The sequence below is a fragment of the Sphingomonas sp. CCH10-B3 genome, from assembly GCF_001556185.1.
In the GTDB taxonomy this organism is placed as follows: domain Bacteria; phylum Pseudomonadota; class Alphaproteobacteria; order Sphingomonadales; family Sphingomonadaceae; genus Sphingomonas; species Sphingomonas aquatica.
In genome coordinates this window covers 113,658-122,759 of the sequence record NZ_LSIJ01000003.1, presented here as the reverse complement: position 1 = coordinate 122,759, position 9,102 = coordinate 113,658, and the positions used below count along the sequence as shown (strand labels likewise).

Below are 9,102 nucleotides of genomic sequence, written 5' to 3'. Positions count from 1 at the left end.
CCATGCGATCATCTCAATCTACACCAGAAATTACACCACGAGCGCGGACGCTAACCGTCGCCGCGCTGCCCGCGTCCGGCGAACAGCGCGTCGCAATCGGCGCGCACGGCGGCAATGGTATCGGCATCGAAGAAGCGATCGAGGACGACTGCACCATCGCGGTGCCAGATGGCAAGCTCGTCGTTAGCCACCGCTACCTTATGGTCGTCCATCGATCTTATGCTTCCTTCCAATCAGAACCAGGCACGGTCGCCCTGAACATAGCGCCGCTCGAATTCGTCGTCAGGCGTCACCAGATAGATGATGAACTCGATGAACGCGATCACGCTGACGATGATCGTCGGGATGAACAGCAGGATGATGCCGAACAGCGTGCTGCACAGCATGATGATGCCGGCGGTGTTCTTGCCGAGGTAGAATTTGTGGATGCCGAGCCCGCCCAGGAAAAAGGCGAGCAATGCGGCCACGATCTTGTTCTTGTCACCCGACATGGCAGTTCCCCCTGCTACCCGATAGATGGACGTGGCGCGGTCGCCTTCGATCTGGAAATCGACCGCTTGCCCCGGTGCGGGGCGAAGATCGTCGCGCCAGTCGGCACGACCGAAACCATAGCGTTGCTGGTCGTCGCCGGCGATATCGCCTTCGCCGGTCGCCATATTGTAGCCCAAGACTCTGCCGCGCATGCTGTCCCCCGTTTGCTGGCGTTGGCGCGATCATGCCCAGCCGTTGCATGAGGGCAAGCGATTCCGTTAGCCCAGAGTCGTTTTCCAGTCCCATCCGAGCGGATCGCCGTCCATTACTTCGACTCCCGCGGCGGCGAGTTCGTCGCGCAGCGCATCGGAGCGGGCGAAGTCCTTGGCCGCGCGGGCTTCTTTGCGCGCGGCGAGCGTCTTTTCAATCTCGGCTTCGCTGATTGCGGCGCCTGACGGCTGCACGCGCAACTCGGCGCGGGTCAGCGTTACCAGTTGCAGCCCCAGCACGGCGTCGAAGTCGGCCAGCGCGCTAAGCCGGCGTGCGGGCGACAGGCGCTTGTCGGCAAGCAATTCGTCGAGCACCGGCAGCGCCTTGGGCGTATTGAGATCGTCGCTCAGCGCCTCGTCGAGCCGCGCGCGATAGGGCTGGGGGTCGCCCTTGTCGCTGCCGTCGTCGCGTACGCGCAGGCCTTCGATCGCCATCACGATCCGCTTCAGCCGCACCGATGCCGCCGCCAGATTGTCCCAGCTGAATTCCAGCTCGCTGCGGTAATGCGCCTGCAGGCACATCAGCCGATAGGCAAGCGGGTGGAAGCCCGCGTCGACGACGGTCTGGAGACGCAGGAATTCCCCCGCCGACTTCGACATCTTGCCGCCGCGATCGACGAGGAAGTTATTGTGCATCCAGATGCGCGCGCCGCTGTCGGCGCAGCCGCAAAATGCCTGATTCTGCGCGATCTCGTTGGGGTGGTGGATCTCTCGGTGATCGATCCCGCCGGTGTGGATGTCGAACGGGTGGCCAAGATGGGCAAGGCTCATCACCGAGCATTCGAGGTGCCAGCCCGGCGCGCCTTTGCCCCAGGGCGAGTCCCATTCCATTTGCCGCTGCTCGCCGGGAGCGGAGGTGCGCCAGATAGCAAAGTCCTGCGGGTGGCGCTTACCCGAGACGGGATCGATGCGGCTTTCGCCCTCCTCGGTCGCGGCGCGGGCGAGGGCGCCGTAGTTCGGCACTTTCGACGTATCGAAATACAGCCCGCCGTCGATCTGGTAGCAATTCGCCTCGATCTTCTTCGCGAAGTCGATCATCTGCGCAATGTGATCGGTCGCGACAGTCCATTCGCTGACCGTGGTGATATTGAGCCGCGCGACATCCCGTTTGAACGCATCGGTGTAATGCGCGGCGATTTCCCAGATCGATTTTGCCTGCGCAGCGGCTGCCTTTTCCATCTTGTCGTCGCCGGCGTCGGCGTCGCTCGTCAGATGGCCGACATCGGTGATGTTGATGATGTGTTTGGTCGGGTATCCCTTCCAGCGCAGCACGCGCCCCAGCGTGTCGGCGAACAGGAACGCGCGCATGTTGCCGATATGCTGGTAGTTGTAGACCGTCGGCCCGCAGGTGTAGACGCGCACCAGCGACGGATCGATCGGCACGAAGCGCTCGGTCGTGCGGGTCAGGCTGTTATGCAGCATCAGCGGCGTGTCGGTCATGGCGCCTGCGCATAGCCGCGGCGCGGCGTACCCGCAAATGCAGGCAGCAGCGCTTGCCTTTTAGGACGTGGCTGCGTATGGGGCACGGCTTGCGGCACGGGCGAAGGTTCGTGGCGACCCAATTCTATTGATTCGGAGACTGTGCGGTTTATGCAAATCATCGTGCGCGACAATAACGTCGACCAGGCGCTGCGTGCCCTGAAGAAGAAGCTGCAGCGTGAAGGCGTCTATCGCGAGATGAAGCTGCGCCGTCATTACGAAAAGCCGTCGGAAAAGCGCGCGCGCGAGCGTGCCGCCGCTGTCCGCCGCGCCCGCAAGATGGACCGCAAGCGCGCCGAGCGCGACGGCGTCCGCTAAGCTTGTATCCGGGCCTTTCGCGGGCGGCCGTCGCCCGCTAAGGCCTGACCGGCGAGGTTTCTCGTCGAGACCTGAACGCGCCCAGCAGCGCCAATTTGCGGAATAGCCCGACAATGTCGAACACGACCGTGCCGATCAAGCCGACCAGCCGCAATGTCCTGTATATGCTGTGGGCCGGCATTCTCGCCGCGATCCTTGGCGGTATTGGTCTCGCGACGCTGACCCCGGGCGATCCCGTTGCCGGGTTCCTTGCCAAGAATCGCAAGGCGCCGGGTGTCGTCGAAACTGCGTCGGGCCTGCAGTACAAGGTGCTGAAGCCCGGCAGCGGCACGCTGACGCCGACCAATGCCGACGTCGCGCTGATCAATTACGAAGGCAAGCTGCTGAACGGCGAAACCTTCGACAAGTCGCAGCAGCCCACACCCTTGTCGCCCAAGGATGTCGTCCCCGGTTTCGGCGAAGCCCTGCGGCTGATGAAGAAGGGCGCGAGCTATCGCTTCTGGATCAAGCCGACGCTGGGCTATGGCGGCCCGCGCCCCGCAGGCGCCCCCCCGCTCGAAGGCAAGCAGGCCGAACTTGCCAAGCAAATCCTGGTGTTCGATGTCGATCTGATCGACTTCCTGCCCGAAACGGTGCTGCGCCAGCGCATGCAGCAAATGCAGATGCAGCAGCAGATGCAGGGCGGCGCGCCCGGTGCCGACGGTCCGCCGCCGGGGGCAGTGCCCAACCCCTGATTTCGGCCGCCTCCCGGCGCGGACATTGGTTCGCACCGGGCGTTTGGTGCTGATACCATTTGGCTGCGTGCGGCGTTATCATGCTTGCACGCGCTGCACTTGTCCGCCGTTGCGGCGGGGTGCAGAGGGCAGGCCGAAAGGTGCATGGGCATGTTCGAAGGGTTCGACCCGATTATCCTCGCCAGGATCCAGTTCGGCTTCACTGTCAGTTTCCACTTTATTTTTCCGAGCTTTTCGATCGGTTTGGCGAGCTATCTCGCGGTGCTCGAAGGGCTGTGGCTGCGGACCGGCAAGGCTGTCTATCTCGACCTCTTCAATTTCTGGGTGAAGATCTTCGCGGTCGCCTTTGCGATGGGCGTCGTGTCGGGCATCGTGATGTCCTATCAGTTCGGCACCAACTGGGCGGTATTTTCGGACAAGACCGGGCCAGTGCTCGGGCCGTTGATGGCCTATGAAGTGCTCACCGCCTTTTTCCTCGAAGCCGGTTTCCTCGGCGTGATGCTGTTCGGTCGCGAGAAGGTCGGGCCGGGGCTGCATTTCGCCGCGACCTGCATGGTCGCGCTCGGCACTTTCATCTCCGCCTTCTGGATCCTGTCGGCGAACAGCTGGATGCAGACGCCGACGGGCTATGCGATCAACGCCGATGGCCAGTTCGTGCTCAAGGGGTCGTGGCTCGACGTCATCTTCAACCCGAGCTTTCCCTATCGGTTGGTCCATACCGTCACCGGCGCCTATCTGACGACGGCGCTGGCGGTCGGCGGGGTGGGGGCGTGGCATCTGCTCCGCCAGCGACGCGCGCCCGACGGTGCTTCCCCTGAAGCGGCGCGAGTGATGTTCTCGATGGCGATGTGGATGGCAGCGATCGTCGCGCCGATCCAGATTTTCGCGGGCGACGCGCACGGTCTCAACACGCTCGAACATCAGCCCGCCAAGGTGATGGCGATGGAAGGCCATTTCCAAAGCCACCCCGATGGCGCGCCGCTGATCCTGTTCGGGCTGCCCGATCAGGACGCGCAGCGCGTCGACTATGCGGTCGAGATTCCAAAGCTTTCGTCGGTGATCCTGAAACACGATGCCAACGCGCCGCTCGCCGGGCTCGACACTGTCGCGCGCGACAAGCAGCCGCCGGTGGCGATCGTTTTCTGGTCGTTCCGGGTGATGGTCGGGTTGGGGATGGCGATGCTGGGCCTTGGCCTTTGGAGCCTGTTCGCGCGCCTGCGCGGCAAGCTTTACGACTGGCCGTGGCTGCACCGCGCTGGCGTGCTGATGGCACCGGCGGGGTTCGTTGCCGTCATCGCGGGGTGGATCACCACCGAAGTCGGCCGCCAGCCGTACACCGTTTACGGCTTGCTCGAGACGGCAAAGAGCGCGTCGCCGCTGGCGGCGCCCGCCGTCGGCGCATCGCTTGTCGCGTTCGTCCTGGTCTATTTCGCGGTGTTCGGCATTGGCACCTGGTACATCCTGAAGCTGATGGCGAAGGGCGTGGAAGCGCATGAGCCCGAACTGCAGGACGGCCCGATCCGCACCGCCGGCACCACGCCTGCGCCGCAGATCATGGCGAAGGGAGCGGCGGCATGACCGTCAGCCCCGAACTCGCGACGATCTGGGCGGGGCTGATTGCCTTTGCGGTGTTCGCCTATGTCGTGCTCGACGGCTTCGATCTCGGCATCGGCATCCTCTTCCCCGAATTCGCGGTCGGGGAAGAGCGCGACCAGGCAATGAACGCGATCGCGCCGGTGTGGGATGGCAATGAAACCTGGCTGGTGCTGGGCGGCGGCGGGCTGTTTGCGGCCTTTCCGCTGGCCTATGCGATTGTTATGCCAGCCTTTTACCCGCCGATTATCGCGATGCTGCTTGGCCTCGTGTTTCGCGGCGTGGCGTTCGAATTCCGCTGGCGCGACCCGGCGCATCGTGGGTTGTGGGACTTTGCCTTCACGGCGGGCTCGGCGACGGCAGCGCTGGCGCAGGGCATCATCCTCGGTGCGCTGCTGCAAGGCGTCGCAGTCGACGGACGCGCTTATGGCGGCGGCTGGCTCGACTGGCTGACGCCTTTCTCGCTGCTGACCGGTGGCAGCGTGGTTGCCGGCTATGCGCTGCTCGGCGCCTGCTGGCTGATCGCCAAGACCGAGGGGCAGGCGCAGGCGCATGCCTATCGCCTCGCGCGGCGGTTCGGGGTGATCACCTTGATCGCGATTATCGCGGTCAGCGCGGCGACGCCGTTCCTGTCGCATGATTATGCCGCGCGCTGGCTGGCGTTCCCGGGCGTGATCGTGACCGCGCAAGTGCCGCTGCTGGTGACGATCGCCGCCTTCCTCTTCTGGCGCGCGTTGGGGCGGCAGGCGCAATATGCCCCCTTCGTCCTCGCGCTCGGCATCTTCGGGCTCAGCTTCGTGGGGCTCGGCATCAGCATGTATCCCTTCATCATCCCGCCGAGCGTTTCGATCGTGCAGGCAGCGGCGCCCGCCGACAGCCAGGGCTTCATGCTGGTGGGGGCAGGCATCATGCTGCCGGTGATCCTTGGCTATACCGGCTGGGCCTATTGGGTGTTCCGGGGCAAAGTCGGCGCGGGCTATCACTGATGGCAGCGCATGCTCGTCCCTTGTGGAAGCGGCTGGCGTGGCTGGTCGCCATTTGGGCCATGAGCGTGCTGGCGCTCGGCATTGTTGCCGCCTTGCTGCGGTCGTGGCTCCGCGTTTAGTCTTTGCGTCCCCGGGATGGCTGGTTATTCAGCCATTTCCTATCGAATGCGCGAGCAGGGCGGGACATGACGAAGAACAGCATCGGAATCTGGATCAGCGTAGTGATGGCGGTGGTCGCGGTGGCGGCCATCATTGCCGCACAGTTTCTGGCCGCGTCGCCGCCCACTGTCGCGACCACCGCTGACCCAAGCGTTGCCGGTGCTACCGCCATGACCGTAGCAGGGCCACCCGCCAGCCTGGTCCGCGCCGCCCCCGATCCCGAAGACGACAAGATCACGCGCGAGCAGGCCACTAGCGCGATCGTTGGGCAGGAAGAGTCCTTCGCCAAAAACGCCATCGTTCTGCTGGGCGACTCGATCGTCGCGCGCAGCGGTGTCTATCAGCTGTGCGGTCAGCCGGTCCTGCGGGCGGGCATTCCCGGCTCGCGGGTACGCGACTGGGACGATCTCGGCCCCGATGTATTTGCGCATGTGCGCCCGCGCCTGGTCGTGTTCGCGCTCGGGATCAACGATTCGGTCGCAGCGTTCAAGACCGATCCGGCCAAGTGGGAGGCGGATTACCGCGCGCTGGTTGATGCGGCCCAGCCCGCCAAGGTGGCATTTGTGTCGATCATGCCTTTCGACAGCAAGGCGGCGGCCGGCGCGCAAATCGACGGGGCGATGCGCGATGCGCTTAATCAGCGGCTGGCCAAGGTTGCCAAGGATACCGGTGGTATCCTGATAGATCCGTTGCCTTCAGCGGATGGGCTGACCCTTGATGGCGTCCATTTCAACGAAATTGGCCAGGGCAAATGGGCCGAACGGCTGACGGCCGCCTGCAAGGCGATCTGATCGACTAACGGTCGACAAGCAGCGGCGCGACCACCGCCCGCGGCAGCGCGAGCTTTGCCCCCTCGGGCGCCAGATGGTTGTCGTCGAAATAGAGCGGGCGGCCGCCACGGGCGATTACGCAACGGCTGGGCATCAGCGTGCCGCACAGACCGCGCGCGGGATCGAGCCGCTTCAGCCGTGGATTGGTGCCCAGCGAACCGAGCATTTCGGCGGCTTCGCGGGCATAAGCATCGACGGGCGCGCGCGCATTGCCGATCAGCGGCGGCGTCGGCCATCCCAGCCGCTCGCGCTTCAGCAGATAGCGCGGCATATCCCACCCGGCGGCGGGCGAGGGGTAGACAAGGATGACGGTGCGCCCGGCGGCCAACAGCCGTGCCACTGTCCGCTCCAAGCCGCGCCGGACCTCCAAGCGATGCGGCTTGCGCGACGGGTCATCAGCCGTGATCCCGCCCTCGCCATTGTCGAACGGCTCCGCGTCAAGATAGAGCCGCCACCGCGCGATAAGCACGACCGAGCGCAGCTGCGGATGCGCAATCACATAGTCGAGCGCTTGTGCCGACAGGATCGCACAGGGGCGCAGCCGGGGTTCGGCGGGGAGTGGATCGTACAATAGCGGCGCGCAGCCCGACGACGACAGCACCAGCGCATTGCGTCCGGCATCGGCCAGCGGACCCGCGAAAGCGGGCATCAAAGCGGGCGCATAGGAATCGCCGACGATCGCCATGGTGGGAGGCACATCGGCCCCAATCCGGCAGCTCTGGTCGAGCGGCCGCTGTGGATGCTGGTCCTTGCTGCACCGAAGCGTCGTCGCGATCGACTGGTCGGCGAAGTGCACCAGTGCCTCTTGGCGTGGCGTCAGCGTGACCGGCGGCTTCCACGCGAACAGGCCGCCGACCAGCGCGACGACGGCGGTCGCAGCGGCGATCGCGGCGAGGCGCAAGCGATAAGGCTCGCCACGGCGCCGGAACGGCTGCTCGACCAGCCACCAGGTGGCTGCACCGAGCGCAAGGCTCGATGCCAGCGCGGCCAGTGTGGTCGCGATTGTGAGCGCATTGGGCCAGACCAGCCGCAGCCCTGCCAGCAGCGGCTGGTGCCAAAGATAGCTGCTGTACGAGATCAGCCCGATGGCGACCAAGGGGCGACTGGCGAGCAGCGGCCCAAGCGCCCGCGCGCGCTGTCCGAAGGCAAGGAACAGGCACGTCCCGACGATCGTCGGCAGCGCGGCAACGCCGGGGAAGGGGACGCCGACCGGCAGCAACGAAATCGGTGCAATCAGCAGCAGCAGGCCAATGCTTGCGAGGACGTCTGCGGCGCGACCATTGACCCGGTCGCGCAGCCTGGCTTCGCCGAGCCGCACCAAAATGCCGGCCGACAATTCCCACCCGCGCGACGGCAGCAGGAAATAATTCGCACCCGGCTTGGCGATCCCGAGATAGCAGCTCAGCACGAACGAGCAGGCTGCGGCGACCGCGACGGCGATCACCGTCCAGCGCGTGCCGCGTGCCCACAGCCAGACGAGCATGGGCGTGACGATCAGGTAAAATTGCTCCTCGACGGCCAGGCTCCAGTAATGGATGAGCGGCAGATTGGGCGTCGCCAGCCCGAAATAGCCGCCGCTCTTCAGCCAGAAATAGCCGTTCGCGAGCATCGCGATCGCCGCAACCGCGCTCTGGCCAATCGATTTGATCGCGGCCGGATCAACCAGCAAGGTGCTGCCAAGCAAGGTCGCCAGCAGCACCAGCAGCATTGCCGGCAGGATGCGAAACGCGCGGCGGACATAGAATTCGCGAAAGCTGAAGCGCCCGCCGCGAAGATCCTGCAGGATGATGGCGGAAATCAGATAGCCGCTGATGACGAAGAAGATATCGACGCCAGTGAAGCCGCCATGCGCCCCCGGCAGGTCGGCGTGATAGGCCATCACTGCCAAAACCGCGATCGCACGGAGGCCGTCGATTTCGGGACGATAGGCGATTCCCGGGTGAGCGGGCGCACCAGCGGCGACAGCCAAGTCACCGGGCGAAACCGCCGGGCGGTCCCCCAAGGCGAAAGAATTGGTCATGATGATCCCCGTCCGCTGCATCGGTCATCAACCAACTTCAGGCAATCGCAAAAATGCGGTGCCGGTGCTCTCAGTCGCCGTCTCCACGCGTGCCAAGGCGCCGGGCGCGCGCGAGAATCGGGTGCCGCAGGACTGTCAGATGGCTGTAACAAAGCATAAAAATATCAAACTTATCAGATAGATAATATATATTGCGGTGCACTAGCATTTGATGGGTCGATTTGCTAGAGGACCCGCGAATTA

11 protein-coding genes are annotated in these 9,102 nt (G+C 64.7%); 7 read left to right on the top strand and 4 right to left on the bottom strand.

Annotation, left to right across the window (positions count from 1 at the left end; genetic code table 11):
- Window positions 1–50: 50 nt before the first annotated feature.
- From AX672_RS18425 to cysS, 3 genes are all read right to left on the bottom strand, one after another.
- Complete coding sequence (locus AX672_RS18425) at window positions 51–212, bottom strand: hypothetical protein (protein WP_168727282.1); 162 nt, start codon at window positions 210–212, stop codon at window positions 51–53.
- A 21-nt stretch (window positions 213–233) separates the two neighbouring features.
- Window positions 234–683, bottom strand: coding sequence for a TM2 domain-containing protein (locus AX672_RS01590; protein ID WP_066647203.1), 450 nt, complete (start codon window positions 681–683; stop codon window positions 234–236).
- Between the two features lie 66 nt (window positions 684–749).
- Window positions 750–2,180: a cysteine--tRNA ligase gene (cysS, locus tag AX672_RS01585; RefSeq protein ID WP_066647200.1), complete on the bottom strand. Its 1,431-nt coding sequence runs from the start codon at window positions 2,178–2,180 to the stop codon at window positions 750–752.
- 150 nt (window positions 2,181–2,330) lie between these two features.
- Here cysS and rpsU point away from each other — a divergent pair, with 150 nt between their 5' ends.
- The 6 genes from rpsU (at window position 2,331) to AX672_RS01555 (ending at window position 6,800) form a co-directional block, all read left to right on the top strand.
- Complete coding sequence (gene rpsU, locus AX672_RS01580; protein ID WP_066647198.1) at window positions 2,331–2,537, top strand: 30S ribosomal protein S21; 207 nt, start codon at window positions 2,331–2,333, stop codon at window positions 2,535–2,537.
- Between the two features lie 113 nt (window positions 2,538–2,650).
- Complete coding sequence (locus AX672_RS01575) at window positions 2,651–3,271, top strand: FKBP-type peptidyl-prolyl cis-trans isomerase (RefSeq protein WP_066647192.1); 621 nt, start codon at window positions 2,651–2,653, stop codon at window positions 3,269–3,271.
- A gap of 150 nt (window positions 3,272–3,421) precedes the next feature.
- Complete coding sequence (locus AX672_RS01570; RefSeq protein WP_066647249.1) at window positions 3,422–4,849, top strand: cytochrome ubiquinol oxidase subunit I; 1,428 nt, start codon at window positions 3,422–3,424, stop codon at window positions 4,847–4,849.
- Complete coding sequence (gene cydB / locus AX672_RS01565) at window positions 4,846–5,850, top strand: cytochrome d ubiquinol oxidase subunit II (protein ID WP_066647183.1); 1,005 nt, start codon at window positions 4,846–4,848, stop codon at window positions 5,848–5,850. Before AX672_RS01570 ends, cydB begins: the two co-directional genes overlap by 4 nt.
- Window positions 5,850–5,969, top strand: coding sequence for a DUF2474 domain-containing protein (locus AX672_RS01560; RefSeq protein ID WP_066647179.1), 120 nt, complete (start codon window positions 5,850–5,852; stop codon window positions 5,967–5,969). Before cydB ends, AX672_RS01560 begins: the two co-directional genes overlap by 1 nt.
- Window positions 5,970–6,035: 66 nt before the next feature.
- Window positions 6,036–6,800 (top strand): SGNH/GDSL hydrolase family protein, encoded by a 765-nt coding sequence (locus tag AX672_RS01555; RefSeq protein ID WP_066647177.1) that lies wholly within the window; start codon window positions 6,036–6,038, stop codon window positions 6,798–6,800.
- A gap of 4 nt (window positions 6,801–6,804) precedes the next feature.
- On the opposite strand, the gene AX672_RS01550 is transcribed toward AX672_RS01555, so the two are convergent.
- On the bottom strand, window positions 6,805–8,859 hold the full coding sequence (locus tag AX672_RS01550; RefSeq protein WP_202189206.1) for an acyltransferase family protein: 2,055 nt from the start codon (window positions 8,857–8,859) through the stop codon (window positions 6,805–6,807).
- On the opposite strand from AX672_RS01550, the gene AX672_RS18800 reads away from it, so the two are divergent.
- Window positions 8,858–9,040: a hypothetical protein gene (locus AX672_RS18800; RefSeq protein WP_202189205.1), complete on the top strand. Its 183-nt coding sequence runs from the start codon at window positions 8,858–8,860 to the stop codon at window positions 9,038–9,040. The two genes, AX672_RS01550 and AX672_RS18800, sit on opposite strands and share 2 nt — an antisense overlap.
- The last annotated feature ends 62 nt before the right edge of the window (window positions 9,041–9,102 follow it).

Excerpts from the sequence above, each read along its gene's own strand:
- AX672_RS01560 (WP_066647179.1), top strand. The coding sequence starts at position 5,850 with ATGGCAGCGCATGCTCGTCCCTTGTGGAAGCGGCTGGCGTGGCTGGTC.
- AX672_RS18425 (WP_168727282.1), bottom strand. The coding sequence starts at position 212 with ATGGACGACCATAAGGTAGCGGTGGCTAACGACGAGCTTGCCATCTGG.
- cydB (WP_066647183.1), top strand. The coding sequence starts at position 4,846 with ATGACCGTCAGCCCCGAACTCGCGACGATCTGGGCGGGGCTGATTGCC.
- AX672_RS01590 (WP_066647203.1), bottom strand. The coding sequence starts at position 683 with ATGCGCGGCAGAGTCTTGGGCTACAATATGGCGACCGGCGAAGGCGAT.
- cysS (WP_066647200.1), bottom strand. The coding sequence starts at position 2,180 with ATGACCGACACGCCGCTGATGCTGCATAACAGCCTGACCCGCACGACC.
- AX672_RS01570 (WP_066647249.1), top strand. The coding sequence starts at position 3,422 with ATGTTCGAAGGGTTCGACCCGATTATCCTCGCCAGGATCCAGTTCGGC.
- rpsU (WP_066647198.1), top strand. The coding sequence starts at position 2,331 with ATGCAAATCATCGTGCGCGACAATAACGTCGACCAGGCGCTGCGTGCC.
- AX672_RS01575 (WP_066647192.1), top strand. The coding sequence starts at position 2,651 with ATGTCGAACACGACCGTGCCGATCAAGCCGACCAGCCGCAATGTCCTG.
- AX672_RS01555 (WP_066647177.1), top strand. The coding sequence starts at position 6,036 with ATGACGAAGAACAGCATCGGAATCTGGATCAGCGTAGTGATGGCGGTG.
- AX672_RS18800 (WP_202189205.1), top strand. The coding sequence starts at position 8,858 with ATGATGATCCCCGTCCGCTGCATCGGTCATCAACCAACTTCAGGCAAT.
- AX672_RS01550 (WP_202189206.1), bottom strand. The coding sequence starts at position 8,859 with ATGACCAATTCTTTCGCCTTGGGGGACCGCCCGGCGGTTTCGCCCGGT.